Origin of the sequence: Caulobacter sp. SSI4214 (assembly GCF_012184455.1) — a bacterium.
Taxonomy (GTDB): Bacteria; Pseudomonadota; Alphaproteobacteria; order Caulobacterales; family Caulobacteraceae; genus Caulobacter; species Caulobacter vibrioides_E.
In genome coordinates this window covers 1-23,265 of sequence record NZ_SZWJ01000052.1, presented here as the reverse complement: position 1 = coordinate 23,265, position 23,265 = coordinate 1, and the positions used below count along the sequence as shown (strand labels likewise).

At 69.0% G+C, this 23,265-nt stretch carries 16 protein-coding genes; 6 read left to right on the top strand and 10 right to left on the bottom strand.

Annotated features, from left to right (window positions below):
* Nucleotides 1-60: 60 nt before the first annotated feature.
* On the bottom strand, nucleotides 61-3,045 hold the full coding sequence (locus FCU40_RS15050) for a peptidoglycan-binding protein (protein WP_168075983.1): 2,985 nt from the start codon (nucleotides 3,043-3,045) through the stop codon (nucleotides 61-63).
* A gap of 208 nt (nucleotides 3,046-3,253) precedes the next feature.
* Here FCU40_RS15050 and FCU40_RS15045 point away from each other — a divergent pair, with 208 nt between their 5' ends.
* Nucleotides 3,254-3,469: a hypothetical protein gene (locus tag FCU40_RS15045; RefSeq protein ID WP_168075981.1), complete on the top strand. Its 216-nt coding sequence runs from the start codon at nucleotides 3,254-3,256 to the stop codon at nucleotides 3,467-3,469.
* On the opposite strand, the gene FCU40_RS15040 is transcribed toward FCU40_RS15045, so the two are convergent.
* Nucleotides 3,466-5,118, bottom strand: a complete 1,653-nt coding sequence (locus FCU40_RS15040) for a bifunctional lysylphosphatidylglycerol flippase/synthetase MprF (protein WP_004618479.1) — start codon at nucleotides 5,116-5,118, stop codon at nucleotides 3,466-3,468. The two genes, FCU40_RS15045 and FCU40_RS15040, sit on opposite strands and share 4 nt — an antisense overlap.
* 289 nt (nucleotides 5,119-5,407) lie before the next feature.
* Between FCU40_RS15040 and FCU40_RS15035 the strand changes: the two genes are divergently transcribed.
* The 4 genes from FCU40_RS15035 to FCU40_RS15020 all read left to right on the top strand — a co-directional run bounded on the left by FCU40_RS15035 (nucleotide 5,408) and on the right by FCU40_RS15020 (nucleotide 9,391).
* Complete coding sequence (locus FCU40_RS15035) at nucleotides 5,408-6,613, top strand: acyl-CoA dehydrogenase family protein (RefSeq protein WP_168075980.1); 1,206 nt, start codon at nucleotides 5,408-5,410, stop codon at nucleotides 6,611-6,613.
* Between the two features lies 1 nt (nucleotide 6,614).
* A complete protein-coding gene (locus FCU40_RS15030; RefSeq protein ID WP_168075979.1) occupies nucleotides 6,615-7,226 on the top strand; it encodes a 2-hydroxychromene-2-carboxylate isomerase in 612 nt (203 codons plus the stop codon).
* Nucleotides 7,226-8,368, top strand: a complete 1,143-nt coding sequence (locus tag FCU40_RS15025) for an acyl-CoA dehydrogenase family protein (RefSeq protein WP_168075977.1) — start codon at nucleotides 7,226-7,228, stop codon at nucleotides 8,366-8,368. Before FCU40_RS15030 ends, FCU40_RS15025 begins: the two co-directional genes overlap by 1 nt.
* 300 nt (nucleotides 8,369-8,668) lie before the next feature.
* Nucleotides 8,669-9,391, top strand: a complete 723-nt coding sequence (locus FCU40_RS15020) for a Crp/Fnr family transcriptional regulator (protein ID WP_168075975.1) — start codon at nucleotides 8,669-8,671, stop codon at nucleotides 9,389-9,391.
* On the opposite strand, the gene pyk is transcribed toward FCU40_RS15020, so the two are convergent.
* The 3 genes from pyk to FCU40_RS15005 form a co-directional block, all read right to left on the bottom strand.
* Nucleotides 9,388-10,818 (bottom strand): pyruvate kinase, encoded by a 1,431-nt coding sequence (gene pyk / locus FCU40_RS15015; protein ID WP_168075973.1) that lies wholly within the window; start codon nucleotides 10,816-10,818, stop codon nucleotides 9,388-9,390. The two genes, FCU40_RS15020 and pyk, sit on opposite strands and share 4 nt — an antisense overlap.
* A 40-nt stretch (nucleotides 10,819-10,858) precedes the next feature.
* Nucleotides 10,859-13,327, bottom strand: a complete 2,469-nt coding sequence (locus FCU40_RS15010; protein ID WP_168075971.1) for an exo 1,3/1,4-beta-D-glucan glucohydrolase — start codon at nucleotides 13,325-13,327, stop codon at nucleotides 10,859-10,861.
* A gap of 329 nt (nucleotides 13,328-13,656) precedes the next feature.
* Nucleotides 13,657-14,676, bottom strand: coding sequence for a LacI family DNA-binding transcriptional regulator (locus tag FCU40_RS15005; protein WP_168075969.1), 1,020 nt, complete (start codon nucleotides 14,674-14,676; stop codon nucleotides 13,657-13,659).
* Nucleotides 14,677-14,845: 169 nt separating this feature from the next.
* Between FCU40_RS15005 and FCU40_RS15000 the strand changes: the two genes are divergently transcribed.
* Complete coding sequence (locus FCU40_RS15000) at nucleotides 14,846-15,607, top strand: hypothetical protein (RefSeq protein WP_168075967.1); 762 nt, start codon at nucleotides 14,846-14,848, stop codon at nucleotides 15,605-15,607.
* 9 nt (nucleotides 15,608-15,616) lie between these two features.
* Here FCU40_RS15000 and glk read toward each other — a convergent pair whose 3' ends face one another.
* From glk to FCU40_RS14975, 5 genes are all read right to left on the bottom strand, one after another.
* Nucleotides 15,617-16,612 carry a glucokinase gene (gene glk / locus FCU40_RS14995; RefSeq protein ID WP_168075965.1) on the bottom strand — a complete coding sequence of 332 codons (996 nt, stop codon included), beginning with the start codon at nucleotides 16,610-16,612 and terminating at the stop codon, nucleotides 15,617-15,619.
* Between the two features lie 14 nt (nucleotides 16,613-16,626).
* Nucleotides 16,627-18,435, bottom strand: coding sequence for a phosphogluconate dehydratase (edd, locus tag FCU40_RS14990; RefSeq protein ID WP_168075963.1), 1,809 nt, complete (start codon nucleotides 18,433-18,435; stop codon nucleotides 16,627-16,629).
* 5 nt (nucleotides 18,436-18,440) lie between these two features.
* The gene (gene pgl, locus FCU40_RS14985) at nucleotides 18,441-19,133 is read right to left on the bottom strand and encodes a 6-phosphogluconolactonase (RefSeq protein ID WP_168075961.1); all 693 of its coding nucleotides are present in this window, start codon (nucleotides 19,131-19,133) and stop codon (nucleotides 18,441-18,443) included.
* Nucleotides 19,134-19,137: 4 nt separating this feature from the next.
* Nucleotides 19,138-20,601, bottom strand: coding sequence for a glucose-6-phosphate dehydrogenase (zwf, locus tag FCU40_RS14980; RefSeq protein WP_004618456.1), 1,464 nt, complete (start codon nucleotides 20,599-20,601; stop codon nucleotides 19,138-19,140).
* Nucleotides 20,602-20,847: 246 nt separating this feature from the next.
* Nucleotides 20,848-23,265: tetratricopeptide repeat protein (locus tag FCU40_RS14975; RefSeq protein WP_168075959.1), on the bottom strand; the 2,418-nt coding region annotated here is incomplete at its 5' end.

Here is a 23,265-nt window from a genome sequence, read left to right as displayed (position 1 = left end):
GGTCATTCCGAACCCTTGGGTCGGGCTTCGCCCGGACGACTTCGACGCCGGGCGACCCGATCAGCGGGCGTAGACGGACAAGCGCTTATAGGTCTCTGCGTCCACCGAACCGTTGGCCGGCAGGCCCTGGTCGCGCTGATAGGCCGAGATGGCCATCTGCAGGGCCGGCGACGGCACGCCATCGCGCGGACCCTGGTAATAGCCGAGCTGCGACAGCACCCGCTGGGCCATACCCAGGTTCGTGCTGGCGGCGGTCGAGGCGGCCGCGCTGGCGGTCTGGACCTGGGTCTGGGGACGGAAGGCCAGGGCGGAGCGTTCGGCCGTGCGCTGCGCCTCGGCGGTCAGCTGGTTGCGAAGGCTGGCGGCGCGGCCGCGCGCGGTGGCGTCGCCGGAGCGGCCGGCGATCTCGAACCACTTGTAGGCCTCGGCCGGATTCTGGCTGACGCCCAGGCCTTGCTCGTAAAGCTGGGCCAGATTGAACTGGCTGTCGACCAGGCCCATGTCGGCGGCCTTGCGGAACCAGGTCGCGGCCGTGGTCGTGTTGCGCGGACCGCCCTCGCCCTTGAAGTAGTAGAGGGCCAGGTTGTGCATGGCGCGCGGATCGCCGGCGTTGGCGGCCCGCTCGCTCCAGCGACGCGCCTCGGCCATGTCCTTCTTCACGCCGCCCTTGCCGCTCTCGTACATCTTCGACAGGTAGAACTGCGCGGCCGGGTGGCCCAGGTTGGCGGCGCGTTTCAGGATCTCGACGCCCGAGCGGTCGCCGCTCTCGATCTTGCGGACACCGTCCTCGAACAGCGCCTTGGCGTTTTCAGCGGCCTGGCCCGCGGCCGGCGGGGGGGTGTCGACCCGCGCGGGATCGGCGGGCTGAGCCTGGGCCGACATGGCCACGGCGACGCGCGGCGCGCCCGGCGTGGTGTCGGCCTCGGGCGCGTTGACGACCGCGTCGGCCTTGCGGCCGGCGATGGCCTCGGCGACTCGAGCCGGCGTGGCGCTGGAATTGTCGGCGTTCACCAGCAGCAGACCGCCGACCCCGGCGCCCAGGGCCGTGGCGGTGGCGACCGCGACCGCGACGGTGGCGACCGTCGCGCCGAGACGCGGCTTGGGCTTCTTGACGCCGAAGCCGCCAAAGCCGCTGAACAGCGACGAACTCGGCGCCTTCTCCTCGGGGACCTTGGCCGCCTTCGACGCCTTGTCTTTCTTGGCCGGCTTCGCGCTCTTGCCGCCCTTCGCGTCGGCGGCAGCGGCGGCGCGCGCGGCGGCGCGGGCTTGCTCGATGATGTCGCGCGTCGACATCGGGCGCGACGGCTCGACCGGCGCGAAGTCCGACATCTCGGACTCGGCCGCGTAGACCGGTTCCGGGTCGGGTTCGAAACCATCGGCCAGCGCGTAGTCATCGTGGCCGAACGAACGATGCTCGGGCTCGACGGCGGGGAACTCGGCGACCTCGAACGCCGGGGCGCGGGACGCCGGCGCCGGCATGTCGAACACGTCGTCCGGCTCTTCGATCGGCCCGCCATGGCTGAACGAGGCGGCCTGGCCGAAGCCATATCCGTCGACGGCGAACGGCGAAGCCGGCGCGGCCGGACGGACCGGAGCCGGCGCGGGAGCGGCGACTGCCGGCGCGGCGGCGGCCTGCTCGACCTTGCGCTGAGCCTCGTGCAGGCGGTTGTCGATCTTCTCGCGCGCCTCTTCCAGCAAACGGACCGTGCGCTCCTCGCTCTGGCGGATGCGGTCGATCAGTTCCTGGCTGGAACGCTCGTGGCGCTGGTTCAGGCGTTCGGTGACGCGGGCCACCTGCTCGCCGACATCGTCGATCGCCAGGGCGTTGCGGCGCTCGGCGGCGCCGATGCGCTCGGCCAGCTTCTCGGTGATACGAGCGATCTCGCCGCCCAGCTTTTCCAAGGCCTGGGCCTGGACGCTGTCAGCGCGGTTCAGCTTGTGCTCGACGGTCGAGGCGATGCGGGCCACCTCTCCGCCGATCTGTTCGATGGCGGCGCTGTTACGGGTCTCGGCGGCGTGGACGCGACGGTTGAAGGCGTCGGCGACGCCCACGACCTCGCGGCCCATGCGCTCGATGGCCTGGGCCGAGCGCTGCTCGGCGGCCTGAACGTGCGCGGCCATCTCTCCGAGCTTGCGCTCCATGCGGTCGAAGCGGCCGTCCGCGCTTTCGCGCAGCTTGGCGGCCATTTCGAGACGGGCGGCCTCCATCTTCTGGCTCAGGCTGGCGGCCAGGCTGTCCAGACGCTCCTGCACGCCGGCGGTCGGATTGGCCCCCTCGACCGCGCCGATGCGCTTGTCGAGAGCGGCGAAGGACGAGCCCAGCTCTCGCAGGGCCTCGTTGGTGCGGGACTCGGCCGCTTCCAGGCGTTCGCCCAGACGGGCCACGACGGCGTCGACCACGGCGGCGGGATCCTGAGGCGCGGGGGCGGACTGTTCGTTCAGGCGGGCTTCCAGGGCCGCGATCGCCTCGCGGGTCCGGGCCTCGCCATCATAGAGATGGCTGGCGACCTTGCCCAAGGCCCCTTCCAGCGCGCGCAGGGCTTCGGCCGAACGCGGCCCGGCGGCTTCGGTCTCGATGCGGCGCATCCGCTCGGCGGCGCGGGCCTGCTCGGTCTTGAGCTCGTCCACCGCCCCTTCGAAGCGGGCGGCGACGGCGATCTGTTCGCGCTCGGCCTGCCCCAGGCGGGTCAGGGCGTCACGGACGGAATGGTCGATGCCGGTGATGGCGGCCGCGTTGCGACCTTCGGCGGCTTCGATCCGCTGAGTCAGGCGATCCAGGGCGATGGCCACGCGCCCCACCTCGTCGGCGGGGTGACCGGCGATCTCCATCCGGGTGGGCGCGTCGCCGTTGGCGATCTCGATATAGGCGCGGTTCGGAGCATCCTCGCCAGCGGCGCGTGTGTCCGCGGGCTGACCATCGCCCTCGATGATCATGCGATTGAGCCACTCGCCCAGAGTCATGCCGGAGCGACGCGCGAGGTCCTTGGCGACCTCCCGTGCCTTGGGATCAATCCCTTTAACGCTCCATGGCGAAGCCGCCGTCATGCGAATCGATCTCCCCGCATATGGGGAAAACGCTAGTCACCGATTCCTAGGGTGTAAACGCGACGAACACGCCAGATGTAGTGGCCGAGCGATTCACTGTGGAGGAATCAGGACAGAGTCTTGACGTTCTGTAGCGCGCTTCAAATGCAAGAGGGTTAACGCATGTTAACCATTTGCCAGGCCGATTGTCGCAGGCCTACAAGCCGCCATGGATCTGGCGACGACTCTCATCGCGGCCTCGGCGCTCTTCGCGCTCGCCGCGTTCTTCGGATGGCGAGGAGCCCGTCCGGCCGATGTTTCAAAGGGCCCGCGCATGGTTCCGTGGCGCCCGATGATGATGGTCTGCGTGGTCGGACTGATGCTGATGATCGTGCATCTGGTGAACCTGCTGGGCGTCCAGACCGGCAACGCCCCGCGCTACTAGGTCGCGGCCTTCTTGGGCCGCTTGGCCAGCCCCGAAACCCCGCCCGAGGACAGCAGACCGATGTCGGCGAGCAGAAAAGGGATGGCCCATTTCTGAGGCGCGGCAATGTAGCGCGGCTGCCAGACGGGGTCGTACTTGTCCTTGTAGCGCCGCACGCCCTGGAAATTATAGATCTCCTCGCCGCGCTCGTAGAGCAGCCGGCCGACGCGCGACATGATCGGCGCCAGCGGCCGGTCATCCAGCCCCGCCAGCGGCGCCATGCCGAACTCGAACGCCTGATAGCCCTCGTCCTTGCCCCAGTGCAGGAGCTCGACGAACAGGTAATCCATGACGTTCTTGGGCGCCTCGTCGGAATAGCGCATCAGGTCCATCGAGAACGAGGTCTTCGACGCCGTCAGCCACAGGGTGGCGAAAGCGACGATCTTGCCCTCCTCGCCCCGCACGATCGCCACCGGGAACTCGGCGACGTAGCGACGGTCGAAGCCGCCCATGGAGAAGCTCTTCTCGCCGCCGGCGTGGTGGGCCAGCCAGGCGTCGGAGATCGCCGCCAGTTCGTCCATGATCTCCACGGCGCCACCGACCGGCAGCACCTCGAAGGCCGCCCCGCCCTCCCCGGCCTTGCGCCAGTTGCGCCGCAGCACCTCGCGGCGGCGGCCGGCCAGGCTGAACGCCTCCAACGGCACGGCGGCGCTCTCGCCGGTCTTCTGAATGGCCAGACCCAGGTCGACGGAGTCCGGCAGGTCGTCGGGACCGAGGGCGTAGAACCCCGCGCGGGCGGCGTGGGCGTCGGCCAACTCGCGGAATCGCCAGAACAGCTCCATGCGCTCCTCGCGCTTGCCGACAGGCGCGCCCAGGGCGATCCACGACCGGCCGCGCACGCCGAACATCAGGAAGCTCTCGCCCGAGGCGGAGAACAGGAAACGCTTGTCGCCCAGTAGGGCCAGGTTGGCGGCGGGCTCGGCGTCCTCGGCCTTGGCCAGGATGGCGCGGACGCGCCCGAACTCGGGATCGGTGTCGTCGACCACGGCGGGCGTGGCGGCGGTCGAGATCATGCGCCAGACGCCGACGGCCAGCAGCACGACGGCGGCCGCGACCGAGGATCGGATCGCGCGTCCAGCCTCGTCGTGATCCTGCAACAGCTTGATCACCGACTTGTCGGCGAATTCGGTATGGGTGAACGACCACCAGCCCAGCAGCCCCGCGCCCGCGATGGCCGCGCCGGCCGACAGCAGCCAGCCCGGCGTGATCTCCATCCGCGTCAGGGCCGCCTTGCGCGGAAACGCGTCGTGGAACGGAACGATGGCCAGGAAGCAGACCGACAGCATCGCCGTCTCTTCCCAGTTCAGGCCCTTGAAGATCGCCAGCACCGCCGAGGCCGCCAGCACGATCAGCGCCGCCCACCAGGCCGCGCCCAGCCTCGCCCGCAGGCCAAAGGCCAGCATCAGCAGGACAATGCCCAGGATCGAGGAGAAGAAGTGGCTGATCTCGATCAGCAGGTCCGGCGCGAAGGCCAGAAGAAGCAGAAAGCGCGTCGGGTCCGACGGCGTGGCGCCCGAAGCCAGCAGCATGACACCGGCGCACGCGGCCAGGATCGCCGCCAGGGTTGGGGCGATCGCCAGGGCCGCGGGCCTGAAAACCGTCGAGGACATTCAGATCCCGAAGTGACGAATCCCGAGGGGGATCCAGCTTTGGCCTCTCTATAGCGCGCGAATGCCGGGGCGGTCCCGCTTCAAGACGCGAACGATCGTTTGAATCGACTTGCCCGCGCCGCGCGCTGGCGTAGTGTGTCGCCAAAGACGTCCGCCTCAGAGCCTTATCCGCTCGAATGGAATCATTCGAGTGGAAAATAAGGCTCTAAATCAAACATTTAGAGCGTGATAACCGCCGAAACCGCTTACACTTTCGGCTATCACGCTCTAGGAATTAGGGAGAACGACCATGGCCGACTTCGGGGGAACCGAACTCGACGCCTTCCGCGCCGAGACGCGCGCCTGGCTGGAGGCCAACTATCCGCCGTCCCTGAACGCCCCGATGAGCGAGGACGAGGCCCCGTGGGGCGGGCGTAAGATGGTCTGGAAGAATCCCGACGCCAAGCTGTGGCTGGACCGCATGGCCGAGCGCGGCTGGACCGCGCCGATGTGGCCAAAGGAGTACGGCGGCGGCGGTCTCTCCAAGGCCCAGAACAAGGTGCTGGAGCAGGAGCTGCGCCGGATCAAGGCCCGCCCCGCCCTGATGAGCTTCGGGGTCTGGATGCTGGGCCCGGTGCTGCTGGAATACGCCACCGAGGAACAGAAGCAGCGGTTCCTGCCGCAGATCGTGCGTGGCGAGATCCGCTGGTGCCAGGGCTATAGCGAGCCTGGGGCGGGCTCGGACCTCGCCTCGCTGCAAACCAAGTGCGAGGACAAGGGCGATCATTACCTGATCAACGGTCAGAAGGTCTGGACCAGCTACGCCGACCAAGCCGACTGGATCTTCTGCCTGGTTCGCACCGACACGTCGAAGAAGCACGAGGGCATTTCGTTCGTGCTGTTCGACATGACCACGCCCGGCGTCGAGGCCCGCCCGATCAAGCTGATCAGCGGCTCATCGCCCTTCTGCGAAACCTTCTTCGACAATGTTCAGGTTCCCAAGGACCAACTGGTCGGGAAGCTGAACGGCGGCTGGGACATCGCCAAGCGGCTGCTACAGTACGAGCGCCAGAACATCAGCGCCTCGGGCTTTGGCGGCGGCGGCGGTCTCTCGCCCGTCGAGGCGGCCAAGACGGAGATCGGCGTCGACGCCGAGGGGCGGATCGCCGACGGCGACTTCCGCGCGCGCCTCGCGGCCCATTCCATGGACGCCCACGCCTTCATGCTGACCGTGCGCCGCGCCGAGGCCGAGTCCAAGCAGGGCTCGGGGCCCAGCGCCGCCGTCTCGATCATCAAGTACGCCGCCGCCAAGATGAACCAGGAGCGCACCGAGCTGCTGGTCGAGGCCCTGGGCCTGCAAGGCCTGGGCTGGGAGGGCGAAGGCTTCAGCGGTGAAGAGCTGGCCGCCCCGCGCGCCATGCTCCGCGCCAAGGGCAATTCGATCGAGGGCGGCACCAGCGAGGTGAACCTCAACGTCGTCGCCAAGCGCGTCCTGGGCCTGCTGGACCACCAATAGGATGATCGAGTTCTGGTACGAGTTCGCCTCGACCTACTCCTACCCCGCGGCCATGCGCATCGAGCGGCTGGCCGCGGACAAGGGCGTGGCGGTGGCTTGGCGGCCCTTCATCCTGGGACCGCTGTTCCACGAGCAGCAAGGGATGAACGACAGCCCGTTCAACGTCGTGCCGGTCAAAGGCCAGTATATGTGGCGGGACCTGGAGCGGGTCTGCGAGGACTCGGGCCTGCCGCTGCGCCGGCCCAGCCAGTTCCCCCGCAATGGCCTGCTGGCCGCCCGCGTGGCGCTGGTCGGGCTGGAGGACGGCTGGACGCCCGCCTTCAGCCGCGCGGTCTACCAAGCCAATTTCGTCGATGACCTCGATATCGCCAGCCCGGACGTCCTCGCCCCGCTGATCGCCGAGGTCGGCGCGGGTCCCGAGCACGTGCTCGCCGCCGCCCAATCCGACCCGATCAAGGCCCTGCTAAAGGACCATGTCCGCATGGCCAAGGAACGCGGCCTGTTCGGGGCGCCCAGCTTCTTAACCGCCGACGGCGAGCTCTTCTGGGGCAACGACCGTCTGGAACAGGCCCTCGACTGGGCCGCCCGTCATCAATCCAGGGAGCACGCCTGATGGCCGTCCTGACCGAAGAACAGACGATGCTGCGCGACGCCGCCAAGGGCTGGGCCAGCGAAAGCGCCCCCGTCGGCGCCCTGCGCAAGCTGCGCGACGGCGGCTCCAAACGGAGCTTCGATCCCGCCGCCTGGAGCGAGATGGGCGAGATGGGCTGGGCCGGGGTCATCGTCCCCGAGGAGCATGACGGCTCGGCCTTCGGCTATCTGGGCCTCGGCCTGATCCTGGAAGAGGCCGGCCGCACCCTGGTCGCCTCGCCCCTGCTCTCCACCGCCATGATCGGCGCCTCGGCCCTGAAGCTGGGCGGCTCGGACGCCCAGAAGTCGGCCTGGCTGCCCAAGATCGCCACCGGCGCGGCCGTCGCCACCCTGGCCATCGACGAGGGCTCGCACCACAATCCGGCCCGCACGGCCCTGACCGCGACCAAGAGCGGTTCGGGCTATGTGCTGAACGGGACCAAGACCTTCGTGCTGGACGGCGAGGCCGCCGACCTGCTGATCGTCGTGGCCCGCACCAGCGGCGCGGGGACCTCCCCGAGTGATACTGGCGGCCTGACCCTGTTCCTGGTCCCGGGCGACGCCCCCGGGGTGTCGCGAAGCCATCTGTCGCTGCTGGACTCGCGCGGCGCGGCCCGGATCGTCTTCGATGGCGTCGAGGTCGGCGCCGACGCGGTGCTGGGCGAGGTCGACAAGGGCTGGTCCGTGCTGGAGCCGGTGCTGGACCGCGCCTATGCCGGTCTCGCGGCCGAAATGCTGGGCAGCGCCTCGCAGGCCTTCGACATCACGCTGGAGTATCTGAAGACCCGCACCCAGTTCGGCCAGGTCATCGGCACGTTCCAGGCGCTGCAACACCGCGCCGCCAAGTGGTTCACCGACCTGGAGACCACCCGCTCGTGCGTCGAGGCCGCCCTGGAGGCCCTGGACGCCGGCGCCGACAGCCGCGCCCTCGCCTCGCTGGCCAAGGCCAAGGCTTCGGACCTCGTCCACCTGGCCTCCAACGAGATGGTCCAGATGCACGGGGGCATCGGCATGACCGACGCCCACGACGCCGGCCTCTACATGAAGCGCGCCCGCGTCACCGAGGCCCTGTTCGGCGGCGCCAGCTTCCACCGCGACCGCTACGCCCGACTGATGGGCTTCTGATTTCCATCCTCGAGCCGCCCTCGCGGGCGGCCCTCATCGCTTCGGAAAAGCCGTCCTTTGGGCGGCTTTTTTATTGGCCGACGCCAAGATTTCGAAGGTCGATGACCCACTCTATTGAGCAGTTTGGTCGGGAATCCGACAGATGCTCGAGGGGTCTAATGATGGCGAAAAGCAGACCCTTTCGAGGCGTTGCCTGCTTTCGTCGAGCATCTTGCTAGATTGTGTCGGCTAAGCGACGGCGCCGCGAGGACGTCCTGCCTATAGCTTGCAACCCTTGCCGCGAGACGGCGTTCGATTCCCATGACTGGGCCGTTAGCGACCTTGAAGAACCGCCTGCTTTTCGCCCTGCCGCCCGAAGACAGGGCTCTGCTCTCGCCGCACCTTTTCACCACGGATCTCGAAAAGGGTCGCCTGCTGTGCGACCCCGGCGACCCTATCGAACAGGTCTATTTCCCGAACGACTGCGTCATCTCGCTGATGACCTTGATGGAGAACGGCGCGGCGATCGAGTCGGCCACGATCGGCCGCGAGGGCGCGATGGGCCTGATGGCGGCCGCGGCCCCGCGCGCGTCGCTGAGCCGGGCGATCGTCCAGGCGCCCGGGTCGGCCCTGCGCATCGGCGCGCCCGCGCTGCATGACGTCTGGAAGCGGAGCGCCGCCCTGCGCGACCTGGTCGATCGCCATAACGAGGCCCTGTTCGGCCACGCGATCCAGTCGGTGGCCTGCAACGCCCTGCACGCCGTCGAGGCGCGCTTCTGCCGGTGGCTGCTGGGCTGTCACGACCGGATCGACAGCAACACGGTCAACCTGACCCAGGAGTTCCTGGCCGACATGCTAGGCGTCCAGCGCACCACGGTGACGGCGGTGGCCGGCTCGCTGCAAAGCAAGGGGCTGATCCGCTACCGGCGCGGCGTGGTCGACATCCTGGACCGCCCCGGCCTCGAGGCCATGGCCTGCGAGTGCTACGGCGCGGTCCGCAGAGGCTACGAGCGGCTGCTGCCGGCGTCCTTCACGAGACTCTAGCGACGACGCGCGGGGGCCGGCGCGTGGGCCAGGCGTAGCAGGTTGGCCGCGCCAGGCGCGCCGAACGGCGTGCCGGCCACGACCAGCAGGCGCTCGCCCGGCGCCACCAGCCCCAGTTCCAGCGCCTTGCTCGAGGCGTCGGTGGTGACGACCTCCAGGCTGTCGGGCTGGGCGCTGACCCGGGGCTCGACGCCCCAGACCAGGGCCATGCGGCGCACCGCGTCGATATTGGGCGACAGAGCCAGCACCGGCTGCAGCGGTCGTTCCCGAGACAGGCGCCGCGCGGTGGCGCCGGTGGTGGTGAAGGCCACCAGGCATTTGGTCGAGCCGGCCTTGGCCGCGCCGGCGGCGGCGACCACCAGCACGTCGGCGTCGACGTCGTCGTGCACCTGCTCGGCCTGCATCAGCTCGGGCCATCGCGGGTCGCGCTCCACCCGTTCGATGATGCGGTTCATCATCGAGACCGACTCGATCGGATAGTCGCCGGCCGCCGATTCCGCCGACAGCATCACCGCGTCCGCGCCCTCATAGACGGCGTTGGCCACGTCGGAAGCCTCGGCCCGGGTCGGGGTGGGCGAGCTGATCATCGACTCCAGCATCTGGGTGGCGACGATCACCGGAATGCCGCGCTCGCGGGCCGCGCGCAGAATGCCCTTCTGGGCCACGGGCACTTCCTCCGGGGCCATCTCGACGCCGAGGTCGCCTCGGGCCACCATCACCCCGTCGCAGAGGTCGAGGATCGGACCCAGCACCTTCAGCGCCTGGGGCTTTTCGATCTTGGCCAGCACGGCGGCGCGCCCTTCGACGATGCGACGCAGTTCGGCCATGTCCTCGGGGGCCTGGACGAACGACAACGCGACCCAGTCGACGCCGAGACGCAGGGCGAAGGCCAGGTCCTCGCGGTCCTTGGCCGTCAGGGGCGACATCGGGATGACGACGTCCGGAACGGCCACGCCCTTGCGCTCGGAGAGCTTGCCGCCGTTGACCACGGTGGTCTCGGCATAGCCTGGCCCGGCGTCCGTCACGGTCATGCGCAGCTTGCCGTCGTCCAGCAGCAGGGTCGCGCCGGGCCGCATGGCGGTCAGGATTTCCGGATGCGGCAGGTGCACCCGGGTCTCGTCGCCCGGCGTCGGATCGTCGTCGAAGCGGAAGGCCTGCCCCGGCTTCAGCATGACCGGGCCGTCCTTGAACTTACCGACGCGCAGCTTGGGCCCCTGCAGGTCCGCGAGGATGCCCAGCGGACGTCCGACCACGGTCTCGGCCTCGCGGATGGCGGCATAGACGGCGGCGTGGGTCTCGTGCGCGCCGTGACTGAAGTTCAGACGGAAGACGTCCGCCCCGGCCTTGGCCAGGGCGACGATCATCTCGGGCGAACTGGAGGCCGGACCGATCGTGGCGACGATGCGGGAGCGACGGGCGCGGATCATGCCGTCGCTCCTTCTTTTCGTGTCAGGCGGGCTTTTTGCGTCAGGTGGGCGGACAGACGGCGTCGCCCTCGTTGGACGCCAGGCGGATTTCCGTGAACGTCAGGGTCATGCGCCCCGAGCTGGATAGCGTGAAGGGGGACGAAACATGCGTCATGTCCGCGCCCTTGGCCTTGAAGCAGGAAAGTTTGATCTTGGCCGAACGCCATTCGCCGATTTTCGCACCTGACAACGTTGACGTTACGTCTACCGCCGCCCCGCAGGATTCGCCACAGGCCAGCGCCAGGGAAACGGGCTTATCCGGCGAAGCGTCCACACGGAATTTGATCGAGATCGCCATGTCGCCGGTGGTCTGCCGCGAGAGATCCGCCGGCGGCCCGACGACGCCGAGGGCGCCGTTCCCCTCGCCGCTCCAGACGGCTTGCCGCGCGTTTTCCTGGGCCCCAGCGTCCAGGGTCTTCAGCGCCACGGCCCCGGCGGCGTTCAGCGTCCAGGGCGCGGGGACCCGTCCCGCCACGAAGTAGCGATCGACATTGACCGCCGCCGACACCGCGCCGGGGTCCTCGGACAGCGTCCCGACCTTGCCCGGCCTGGCGTAGCCCAGGCCATAACCATAGGCGAACTGGGGGTCATAGCCGGGGTCGCCGACATTGATCGGCTCCTGGTCGGCGCGCTTGGGCCAGCTGTACGATAGACGTCCCTGGAAATCGTGGCGCGGCCTGCCGGCCTTGTCGCCGATCAGCACATCAGCGATCCCGCCCCCCTCGCTGCCGGGCAGCCAGGCCGCGACGAAGGCGTCCGAGGCGTTGATCTCCGGGTTGGTCCACAGCGGCCGGCCGCTGATGAACACCGACACCACCGGAATGCCCGCCGCCTTCAACCGCTTCAGCAGGGCCAGGTCGCGCTTGTCGCCGGGCTGATATTCGACATTGGTCAGATCGCCCTGGAATTCGGCGTAGGGGTTCTCGCCGAACACGACGATGGCGACGTCGGGCTTGACCTTGAACGCCCCATCCACCGCCAGTTCGGCGCTGCCCCCGCCGGCCTTCACCGCCTCGGCGACACCGGCATAGATCGACTGGCCGTGCGGGAAGTCGCTGTTCTTGTTGCCCGTGCCCTGCCAGGTCAGGGTCCAGCCGCCCGACGCCTTGCCGATGTCGTCGGCTCCGTCGCCGGCCACCAGCACGCGGGCCGAGCTCTTGACCGGCAGGACGCCGTTGTTCTTCAGCAAAACGAGCGACTTGCGCACCGCCTCGCGGGCCACGGCCCGGTGCTCGGGCGCGCCCAAGAGGTCGAAGCGACCCTCCAGCGGCCGCTTGTTGTCGAACAGACCCGCCTTGACCTTGACCCGCAGCACCCGGCGCACCGCGTCGTCCAGGCGCGTCATCGGGATCGCGCCGTCCTTCACCTGCGCCAGGGTGTTCTCGAACAAGCCTTTCCAGCTGTCCGGCGCCATGACCATGTCCATGCCCGCGTTCCAGGCCTGAGCGCAGTTGGTGTTGGCGCAGCCCTCGACCTGGCCGTGGGCGTTCCAGTCGCCGACCACGAAGCCCTGGAAGCCCATTCGCCCCTTCAACACGTCGGTCTGCAGGCTCTTGTTGCCGGTGTGCTTGACCCCGTTCCAGCTGGAGAACGAGACCATGACGGTCAGCACGCCCGCGTCGATGGCCGGCGGGTAGCCCTGGGCGTGCAGGCGGATCAGCTCGGTCTCGGCGATCTGTGCGTCGCCCTGGTCCTTGCCGCCCGCCGTGCCGCCATCCGCGAGAAAGTGCTTGGCCGAGCCGACCACGTGGCCAGGGGCCAGCGGCTTGCCGGCGACGAGCGCGCCCTGCAGGCCCAGGGTCATGGGCCCGGCATAGGTCTTCACCACCTCAGGATCCTCGGCGTAGCCCTCGTAGGCGCGGCCCCATCGCTCGTCGCGCGGCACGGCCACCGTGGGACCGAAAGTCCAGTCGGCGCCGGTGGCGGCCACCTCGCGGGCCGTCACCTCGCCGATGCGGCGGATCAGGTCCGGATCGCGCGCGGCGCCCAGGCCGATATTGTGCGGAAAGATCGTCGCGCCGACGATGTTGTTGTGGCCGTGCACGGCGTCGATGCCGAAGATGATCGGGATCGGCGTGTGACCCGGACGCTTCTCCAGCGCCACGGCGCGATAGGCCTTGATCCAGTCCACCCATAGCGGCGGCGCGGCGCGATCATCGCCGCCGGGCGCGGTATTGCCGCCGGCCTCCACGGAGCCCAGCGGATACTTGCGCAGGTCTTCCGGCGTGATCGAGGCCGCATCGGCCTGGATGGTCTGCCCGACCTTTTCCTCAAGCGTCATCCGGCTCATCAGCGCTGTAATGAAGGCCTCGGTCCGAGCGTCGGTGATCGCCGCCGGACTGGCGGCCTTGGGCCAGAGATCGGGATGGGCCAGGGCCGAAGACTTGCCCTGGGCCAAGGCCACGCCCGCAAGGCCGCCGGCGAGAACGAGAGCCAGGGCGGAGACGCGGCCGAGACGGATTGCGGACATGGTTCTTCCCAGGATGCGCCCGCGCTTGGCGGACCATGGTGGTGCGATGTCGAGAAAGGCGCTCGGCGCGGCGCTTGCGGGGGTGACCGCGCCGAGCGAAAGCGCGGTCAGGGCCGCTTGGAGGGGAGTGATCGCGCGCGAGAAGCGCGACGGACGCGGGTCCGGTCAGGCGGGGTCATGTCGTTTCCTCCCGACGCCGCCTTACCGTGGGCGACCGTCTTGATCGCCGTCATGACACGACGATTGGACAGCGCTGTCAAGCGCCAATGATTGCGGTAACAAGCTTACTCACGTGCGCGTTTGACGGATTTGCGGCCTGGAGGCGCGCCCTATGCCGGCGCCTGGCCCGTCGACTCCCGGACCACCAGCTCGAAGTCGAGAACCTTGGATGGCGGCGGCGCGCCCTCCTCCCGCTCAACGCCGTCCATCAGCATGTCGGCGGCGGCGCCGGCCATGGCGAAGATCGGCTGGCGGACGGTGGTCAGCTGCGGCCAGGTGATCCGCGCGCCGGGCGTGTCATCGAAGCCGGCGATGGACAGGGCGTTCGGAACGTCCAGGCGCAGACGGTTGGCCACGGCCATGACGCCCAGGGCCATGTCGTCGTTCGAGGCGAAGATCGCGGTCGGGCGATCCGAGCCGCCCAGCAACCGCTCGGCCGCTTCGAAGCCCGAGCGGAACGAGAACATGCCCTGCTCCACCCGCCCGTCGCGCACCGCCAGACCCGCGTCGCGCATCGCGTCGAGAAAGCCCTGGTGACGGAGGCGCGAGGCCCCGTGGTCGGGGTGGCCGATAATGAAGCCGATGTCGCGGTGACCCAGGTCGATCAGATGCTTGGTCATCTCGTAGGCGGCCAGGCGGTCATCCATGCTGACCCACGGCGCGCGGTCGATATCCCCGCCTGGCGCGATGCGGACATAGGGCACGCCCTCGCGCTCCAGCGCGGACAGCACCACCGGATGGTCGCTGAGCGGCGGGGTCAGGATCACCCCGTCCATGCGCAGCGTCGCCAGCATCGGCGCGACCTGATCCTCCACGTCGGCCGTGGAGTCGATCGGCTCGACGATCAGATGATAGCCCTCCTGCCGGCAGCGCGCGATCGCGCCCAGCTGCACGTCGGTGACGTAGCCGGGACTGGGGTTGTCGAAGAAGACGCCGATCAGATAGGCCTTCGAGCCCGCCAGGCTGCGGGCCGAGATATTGGGGCGATAGTTCAAGGCCGCCACGGCCGCCTGGACCCGGTCGCGCGTATCGGCCTTGACGTTGGGCTCGCGATTAAGCACCCGCGAAACGGTCTTGATCGAAACCCCGCTTTCGCGGGCGACATCATGGATCGTGACTTTGGCGCTCAATTCCGTCCCTCGACGCCCCGATTCGACCGGGTTCGCGTTACTAAGCCATGACAACCTTGTCATGGCGAGCCCTTCTCAAGCCCCGCCTCGAAACTGTCAAATCCGTGGGGTTGCGTGCTCGCCACGACCGGGCGAGAAGGCGTCGCCAGGGTATGTGGGGCTCTGAACGATGAAATCCGTGGGCATGTTCGCCGCGCTCGCCGTGGGCGCCTGGATCGCGCCGACGCTGGCCAGCGCCCAGCCTTCGCCGCTGGTCATGGGGCGTCTGGAGACCTATGGCCGCTTCGCGGGCGACGCGCCGTTCTGCGAGGCGGCCGGCTACAAGCGGCTGGACCCGAGCGGCGAGGCCTATCGCCAGGCCGTCGACAAGGTCGCCGACCGCGCGGGCGTCGGGGCCCAGGACGCGGAGGCCGCCGTCGCCGCCGCCCAAGCTCGGGAAAGCCAGGAGATGCAGGCCGGCCTCGACAAGGTGAAGGCCAGGTTGGCCGATCCCAGCGGCGACGCGGACCTGCGCCTGTTCGCGACCGAGGTCGCCGCCCGCTGCCACCGCGTCGCCGACGATCCGCTGGGCTCGATCCTGCTGGAACCGCCGCCACGCAGCCGCGCCTCGTCGGTGGCTCTGCGCTATGCCGACAGCCTGCTCGAGCCGCTCGGCCGCGCGGGCTGGCAGACGCCGTTGATCAAGGCGGGCGCGGCCTTGGCCGAGGCGGCCGGCGCGTGCGAGGCGCACCTCGGCAAGGGGGCGGCGGACGCCGCCATGGCGCCGCTGCGCGAGCCGTATGTCGTGCCGCCCGACATCTACGACCAGGCCTTCGCCTATTTCGACAAGCGTCGCGCCGCCGGCCGCGCCCACCCGGAAACCGCGGCCCAATGCCGAGGCCTGATCGCCAAGCGCGCGGCGGAGTTCCGGAAGATCCCGAAGCTGAAGTAGGCTAACGCCTTACGACACCGCCGCCCTGCCCTCCGGCGTCAGGGCCACCGCCGCGCCGATCAGGGCGGTGTGCGGGTGCAGGATGACGTGGGTCGGGATCGCCTTGGTAAAGCCCGACAGACGCCCCTTGGCCTCGAACCGCTCGCGGAACGGGCTCTTTTCCAGGATGTCGATGATGCGGGGCGCGATGCCGCCGGCGACGAACACGCCGCCGCGCGCGCCCAGGGTCAGGGCGATGTCGCCCGCCGTCGAGCCCAGCACCGCGCAGAACCGGTTCACCGTGGCCAGGCTGTCGGCGCAGCCGTCGACAGCGTGTTCGGTGATCTGCTTGGCGGTCAGGGCCTCGACCTGACGTCCCTCGGCCGCGCCCAGCGCGACGTGCAGGTCTTCCATGCCCGGGCCCGACAGGATGCGCTCGACCGAGACGCGGCCGCCTTTCAGATCCCTGGTCAAGGCGCGCAGCACCTCGATCTCGACCTCGTCGATCGGGGCGAAGGCCACGTGACCGCCCTCGGTGGCCAGCGGGATCTCCTGACCGTGGCGACGCACAAGACCCGCGACGCCGAAGCCGGTGCCGGGCCCGAGGATCGCCAGGTCCCCCTCGCCCGAGGTCGGCAGCGGACCGATCTGGCGCAGGTCCTTGGGGCCCAAGCGCGGCGCCGCCAGGGCTTGGGCGGTGAAGTCGTTGATCAGCTTGGCGTTTCGGAAGCCGCCGGCGCGACGCAGGCTGTCTTCCGAGATCCGCCAGTCCAGGTTGGTCATGTGGACCGAGCCATGCTCGATCGGGCCGGCGACGGCCACCACAGCCTGGTCCGGATGTCGGACGCCGACCTTCTGGAGATAATGCTCGATGGCGTCCTCGGCCGTGCGGTAGTCCTCGCCCCTGTAGGCCGTGGGCTCGATCAGGCGCGGGTCCTGACCGTCGAATTCGACCAGGGCGAAGCGGGCGTTGGTGCCGCCGATGTCGCCGACGAGGCCGAGCCCCCCGCTGTGATTGCCATCCATGCGCTAGCGCTTCCTCAAGCGAAGACGGACGCGCCGGCGTCGGCCGCGCCGACTCCGTTCCGCATCCATCCGAACAGTTCCCTACCAAAGCCCGGCTTGGACGCCGGAACGCTCGCTGGCGCGCGGGCGAACAGAGCCGCCTCGTCCACCAGGATTTTCAATTCGCCGGTCTCGGCATTGACGCTGATCATGTCGCCGTCCTGGACATAGGCCAGGGGACCGCCCTTGGCGGCCTCGGGTGTCACGTGGATGGCGGCCGGGGTCTTGCCCGAGGCGCCCGACATGCGACCGTCGGTGACCAGGGCCACCTTGTAGCCCCGATCCAGCAACACCGAGATCGACGGCGACAGGTTGTGCAGCTCGGGCATCCCGTTGGCCGACGGCCCCTGGAAGCGGACGACCACGACGACGTCGCGGTTCAGCTCGCCGCGCTTGAAGGCGGCGATGAAGTCCTCCTGCTCCTGGAAAACCGCCGCCGGAGCGGTGATCACGTGGTGCTCGGGCTTGACCGCCGAGATCTTCATGACGCCTCGGCCGAGGTTGCCGGCCATCAGGCGCAGGCCGCCCTCGGGGCTGAACGGGTCGGACGCCGGACGGACGATGGCCGTGTCCAGGCTTTCGGTCGCGCCATCGCGCCACTTCAGCGCGCCGTCCTCGAGGAACGGCTCCTGGGCGTAGAGCGACAGGCCCTGGCCGGCGATGGTCTGGACGTCCTCGTGAACCAGCCCGGCCTTCAGCAGTTCGCGGATCACGAAAGCCATGCCGCCGGCGGCCTGGAAGTGGTTCACGTCAGCCGAGCCGTTCGGATAGACGCGGGCCAGAAGCGGCGTGGCGCGCGAGATCTGATCCATGTCCTCCAGCGTCAGGATCACGCCGGCCGCGTGGGCCATGGCCACCAGGTGCAGCGCCAGATTGGTCGAGCCGCCGGTGGCCATCAGGCCGACCACGCCGTTGACGATCGACTTCTCGTCGATCATCCGGCCGACCGGCAGGAACGCATTGCCCTTGTTGGTGACGGCGGCGGCGCGACGCGCGGCTTCCTTGACCAGGGCCTCGCGAAGCGGGGTGTTGGGATGCACGAAGGCCGAGCCGGGCAGATGGAAGCCCATCAGCTCCATCAGCATCTGGTTGGTGTTGGCCGTGCCATAGAAGGTGCAGGTGCCCGGGCCGTGATAGCTGGCCTGCTCGGCTTCCAGCAGTTCGGCGCGGCCGACCTTGCCCTCGGCGTAGAGCGCGCGGATGCGGGCCTTTTCCGAGTTCGGCAAGCCCGAGGTCATCGGTCCCGCCGGCACGAACACCGCCGGCAGGTGGCTGAAGGTCAGGGCGCCGATGACGAGGCCGGGCACGATCTTGTCGCAGACGCCGAGATAGAGGCCGGCGTCGAAGGCGTCGTGCGACAGGGCGACGGCCGTCGCCATGGCGATCACCTCGCGCGAGAACAAGGAGAGCTCCATGCCCGGCCGGCCCTGGGTGACGCCGTCGCACATGGCCGGCACGCCGCCGGCGAACTGGGCCGTGGCGCCCACCTCGCGGGCCGCGTCCTTGATCAGGGCCGGATAGGCCTCCAGCGGCTGGTGGGCCGACAGCATATCGTTATAGGCCGAGACGATGCCGAGGTTCGGGGCGTTAGGGTCCAGCGCCCGCACCTTGTCGACGCCGGGCGAGGCGGCGAAGGCGTGGGCCCAGTTGGCGCACGACAGCTTGGCGCGGCCCGGCTGGCTCTCGATCGCGTGCTCCATGTTGGCCAGGTACGCGGCCCGGCTGTCCTTGCTGCGCGCGACGATGCGGGCCGTGACTTCGGCGATGACGGGATTGAGAGCCATGGCGATTACTCCGCCCAGAGGATGCGGACCTTGGCGCGGTCCTGGTTCAGAATGGCGGCGACCGGCAGGGCCGGATCGACGTCGCCTTCCAACAACGCGCGTTTGGCCTGACCGGTGATCAAAAGAACGATCAGATCCGTCTGGAGCAGCGCCTTGAGGGTCAGGCTGAGCCGGGGAATGTCCGGCGCCGGGTCGCCGGGCGGCACGGCCAGCACCAGCCGGTCGGTCTCCGGATCAAGACCGCGCGCCAGCTCGGGATTGCCCGGAAACAGCGAGGCGACGTGGCCGTCGGGTCCCACGCCCAGCAGCACCACGCCGAACGGCGCGGCGGCGGCGACGCCGGCCTGGGCCTTCAGCGCGGCCTCCTCGTGGCCGACGCCCGCGAAGAACAGCGGCGAAAAGCCGGCCTTGGCCGCCTGGCCGGTCAGCAGGTGGCGACGCACCAGGCCCTCGTTGCTGCCAGGATCGGTCGGCGGCACCCAGCGCTCGTCGGTCAGGGTGACCATGACCTTGTCCCACGGCGCGGTCAGGGTCGAAAGGCGATCATAGACCGGCGCCGGGGTCGTGCCGCCGGTCGCCGCGAAGCCCGCGACGCCATGGACGGCCACCGCCGTGTTCAGCGCCTGGACGATCGTCGAGGCCGCCGCGTCGTAGAGCGCCTCGCGCGTCGGAAAGGATTCGATCCGGGCCTTGGGCATGGCGTCAGGCCTTCCAGGACCGACCGCCGGGCGAGATCAGGCCCTGCGCCGACTGCGGCCCCCACGTGCCCGCCGCGTAGTGGGCCGGCTCGATCTTGGCCTCTTCCCAGGCGGCCGAGACGGCGTCGATGAATTTCCACGCCTGCTCGACCTCGTCACGGCGCACGAACAGGGTGCGGTCGCCGCGGAAGGCGTCCAGGAACAGCTTCTCATAGGCGATCCGGCGGCGACCGCCGCTCTGGCCGAACGACAGCGACAGCGGCAGCGACTGCAGGCGCATTCCCTCCTCGGAAAGGCCGGGGCGCTTGTTCATGATCGTCAGCGAGATGTCCTCGTCCGGTTGCAGGTCGATGACCAGACGGTTGGCGCACAGCTCGCCGTCGGTGGCGGGCCCGAAGATATTGTGCGGCAGAGGCTTGAACTGCACGACGATCTGGGTGCGGCGGTCGGGCAGGTTCTTGCCCGTGCGCAGGAAGAACGGCACGCCATCCCAGCGCCAGTTGTCGATCGCCACCTTCATGGCCACGAAGGTCTCGGTCTTGGTGGGCTTGCCGACTTCATCGACATAGCCGACGCGCGCGGCGCCCTCGACCACGCCGGCCACGTACTGGCCGCGCACGGTGTCGTGGGCCACCGTCTCCTTGGTGAACGGGCGCAGCGACCGCAGCACCTTGACCTTCTCGTCGCGCACCGCGTCGGGATCGAAGCCCGATGGGGCCTCCATGGCGACGAGGCAGAGCAACTGCAGCATGTGGTTCTGCACCATGTCCCGCAGCGCGCCGTACTCGTCGTAATAGGGCCAACGGTCGCCGACCTTCTCGGTCTCGGCGATGGTGATCTGCACGTGGTCGATCGTGTTGCGATCCCACAAGGGCTCGAACAGCACGTTGGCGAAGCGCAGGGCGGTCAGGTTCTGGACGGTCTCCTTGCCCAGATAGTGGTCGATGCGGAAAACCTGGCTCTCATCGACCACGGCGGCCACGGCGGCGTTGGTGGCGCGCGAGCTTTCCAGGTCGCGGCCCAGCGGCTTTTCCAGGATCAGGCGCGTCTTGGGACCGGTCAGACCCGCCGCCTGAAGCGCCTGGCAGGCCGGGCCATACAGGCTGGGCGACAGCGAGAAGAAGATCACCAGATCGCCATGCGCGCCAATGCGTTCGGCCAGCTTCTTGGTGTCGTCCTCGCTGGTGATGTTGGCGGGCACGTAGTCGAGACGGGCGGCCAAGCGGTTCCAGACCGCCTCCTCGACCGTCGCGCGCTTGCCCAGCTGCTCGCGGACAAGAGCCTTGTAGCTGGCGGCGTCATGGTCGGCGCGCGCCACCCCGATGATCCGCAGGTCATGGGGCAGCAGACGGTCAAGTTCGAGGAAATAGAGGGAAGGCAGCAGCATCCGCAGGGCCAGATCGCCCGCGCCGCCAAGCAGCACCAACACCTCGCGGCCGGTCTCGCCGCCTTCGTTTTTCTTAGCCAATTTCTTCCACCCTATGACAACGTTGTCATGACATGCCCGCGGCAGAAAGGCAAGCGTCCAGGGAACGCGTCCCTGGCCACGGGCCACACATGGGAGTTCGGGCGGCCCTAACTAGGCTAAACGCCCGGACGCCGCCACAGGACCAATCGCCTTTTGCGAGGTGTTTTCGCGCTTCGAGGAGCCCATTCCAGGGCGCCTCGTGCCTCGAACCGGCATTCAAACCGATGTTTGAGGAAATCCCCTGCCCTATTTGCTGGCGCGGGCGGGCGAGCCGGCGGGCTGACCGGTGCGGAACTTGTCCTTCATGCGCCCGACCCAGCCGTTGAAGGCTTCATTGTCGGCGGTCACGCGGCTGAAGTCCGAAGGCGACAGCGACTCGATATTCACACCCTGCAACGCCACGCGCAGGCCATCGGGATTGCCTGCGCCCTCGACGAAGCCGGACCAGCGCTGGCGAAGCCGGGCGAGCGCCGCGTTATCGTCGGCCAGGCTGTAGGCGACGCCGGCGCGCAGCAGCCGGGCCTCGTCGCCGGGGCTCAGGGCGCCCGGGGTCTTGAAACGATCGCCCAACGCCTTCTCGTAAAGCGCCCCGGCCAAGGGCCAGGTGTGCTGCTTCCAGGCGATTTCGGCGCGGATCTCCTGGCCGTCCTTGCTGGGGTCCTTCTCGACCAGATCCAGCGCGGCGTCGTAGCGCCCCAGGCCCATCAGGGCGCGGGCCGAGGCCAGGCGGCGTTCGGCGTTCAGAGCCGGCGGCAGGATGGTCGTGCGCGTCGCGTTGATCGCGTCCAGCGCATCCTCCGGCTTCTTGTTCATAAGGTAGATCCAGGCCAGATCCGTGGCGACCTGGGCCTTGGGCACGCCATTCAGGCGGTTGTCGACCTGGTATTTCAAGAGCTTGGCCGCATCGTCCAGAAGATCGACATCGACCAGGCGACGCACAAGATTGCGGACCATCTGGTCGCCGTCGGCGCCGATCGGCGTCAGGTCCTGGAAGTCATAGAACAGGCCCACCGCCTGCACGGGCTGCATCCCGTCGGCCAGGCCCTGCAGGAACAGCTGCCGGAAGGTGTTGGAAAGGTCGTTCTGCAACGCCACCGCTTCCGGTCGGTCGGGCAGTTGCCGGCCGGCCGAGCGCAACACTTCCAGCGCCTCGCGATAGCGGCCCTGGTCGATATAGAGCTTGCCCAGCGCCCGGATGACCTCCAGCTCCACCCCGTCGCCGCGCCAGCGATAGCGCAGCTGGTTCAGGGTGTCGGCGGCCTTGGGCGCATTGATCTGACCGCGGGCATATTGCAGCTGGGCGGCGTGCAGCTGAGCCGGCGTCGACTGACGTTCATAGGGCGAGCGCCCTATGGCCTCGAACATCTTCTGGGCGCGGTTCTTGTCGCCCTGGGCCTCGAAGATCCGGGCCTGGGTCAGGCGGATGTCCAGCTGGTCCTCGACGGGGACCTTCGGCTGGGCCAGGGCCTTGGTCACGAACTGCATGGCGCCGGTCAGGTCGCCGACGCCAAGCGCCGCCTGGGCCTCGGCCAGGAGGAAACGGGCGCGCCAGATCGGCGGGAACAGGTCCAAAGCCCTGCCCCCATTGACGAACTTGGTTCGCGCGTCGGCGTACTGGCCCTGCTTGGTCGAGATATAGCCTCGCCACAGCGCGCTGGACGGATCGTCCGACAGCACCGGCGAGGAGAAGTCGGCGTCCGCCTCGGCCAGGCGTCCGGCCATGACCTTGGCCATGCCGCGAAGGCCCCGGAACTCGGCGTCGCCCAGCAGGGTCTGGTGCTTGCGACCCGCCGCGTTGAGAACGCCGATCGCCTCGAACGACATCTGCGAGCCGACCAGGAAACGGGCCAAGGCCATGCGGGCGCCGACGTCGCCGTCCTTGCCGTCGCCGGCCGGCGCGGCGGGGATGGCGTTCTGCAAGGCGTTGTAGCGGGCCAGGAAGCCGCCCGAACCGGTCTTGGGCCAGTTGTCAAGGTCGATCAAGGCCGGCATCGACATCGGCTGTGGCGCGCCGGCGGCCGCCTCTTCCGGCGGGGTCGAGGCCGAGATCGGCGACAGCACCAGCCCCTTGGGCCGGCCGATGCGCAGCAGGTCGCCCTGCGCCTGGACCATGAGATCCTGAGCGTAGGTCTCCAGCGCCATGCCCTGCGCCGAGGGCAGCAGGGCCATTTCGACATATTCGCGACGCGACGGCAGACCCTTGGACGGCGCCAGGGCCGGGGCGACGATCATCTTGTCGCCGACCGCCGGGTCGTCGACCCAGACCGCCTTGGTCACGCCCGAGATCCGGGCCGACAAGGTGGCGGGGTGGACGCTCTCGTCGCGCGCCACCTTGATCACGTCGGGGGTCGCCTGCGAACCCGGCCCCAGGCTGATCTTCCAGATGCCGCCCAGCCCTTCGGCGACATAGGGCGTCCCCGACGGCGCGACGATCCTAAGAGCGCTGTAGTCGGCGCCCTTGAACGCCTGGATCTTCGAATAGCGGATGCTGGAGGTCGGCAGTTTGCCGATGTCGATCCGGGCCGGGGTGTCGAACACGACCCAGATCGCCTCCCCCCGCCGGAAGACCGCGACGCCGGCCGGCGCCGCCCAGTCGAACGTCAGGGTGACCTGCTGGTCCTGCTTGGAAAACTCGGGACGCACGACGCCGCCGGCGGGCATCGG

What these genes read in the sequence shown, in the direction of transcription:
- FCU40_RS15045 (WP_168075981.1), top strand. Translation starts at nt 3,254, where the DNA reads ATGGATCTGGCGACGACTCTCATCGCGGCCTCGGCGCTCTTCGCGCTC.
- glk (WP_168075965.1), bottom strand. Translation starts at nt 16,612, where the DNA reads ATGGATGGCAATCACAGCGGGGGGCTCGGCCTCGTCGGCGACATCGGC.
- FCU40_RS15030 (WP_168075979.1), top strand. Translation starts at nt 6,615, where the DNA reads ATGATCGAGTTCTGGTACGAGTTCGCCTCGACCTACTCCTACCCCGCG.
- FCU40_RS15025 (WP_168075977.1), top strand. Translation starts at nt 7,226, where the DNA reads ATGGCCGTCCTGACCGAAGAACAGACGATGCTGCGCGACGCCGCCAAG.
- edd (WP_168075963.1), bottom strand. Translation starts at nt 18,435, where the DNA reads ATGGCTCTCAATCCCGTCATCGCCGAAGTCACGGCCCGCATCGTCGCG.
- FCU40_RS15000 (WP_168075967.1), top strand. Translation starts at nt 14,846, where the DNA reads ATGAAATCCGTGGGCATGTTCGCCGCGCTCGCCGTGGGCGCCTGGATC.
- FCU40_RS15050 (WP_168075983.1), bottom strand. Translation starts at nt 3,045, where the DNA reads ATGACGGCGGCTTCGCCATGGAGCGTTAAAGGGATTGATCCCAAGGCA.
- pyk (WP_168075973.1), bottom strand. Translation starts at nt 10,818, where the DNA reads ATGATCCGCGCCCGTCGCTCCCGCATCGTCGCCACGATCGGTCCGGCC.
- pgl (WP_168075961.1), bottom strand. Translation starts at nt 19,133, where the DNA reads ATGCCCAAGGCCCGGATCGAATCCTTTCCGACGCGCGAGGCGCTCTAC.
- FCU40_RS15010 (WP_168075971.1), bottom strand. Translation starts at nt 13,327, where the DNA reads ATGTCCGCAATCCGTCTCGGCCGCGTCTCCGCCCTGGCTCTCGTTCTC.
- FCU40_RS15035 (WP_168075980.1), top strand. Translation starts at nt 5,408, where the DNA reads ATGGCCGACTTCGGGGGAACCGAACTCGACGCCTTCCGCGCCGAGACG.
- FCU40_RS15020 (WP_168075975.1), top strand. Translation starts at nt 8,669, where the DNA reads ATGACTGGGCCGTTAGCGACCTTGAAGAACCGCCTGCTTTTCGCCCTG.
- FCU40_RS15040 (WP_004618479.1), bottom strand. Translation starts at nt 5,118, where the DNA reads ATGTCCTCGACGGTTTTCAGGCCCGCGGCCCTGGCGATCGCCCCAACC.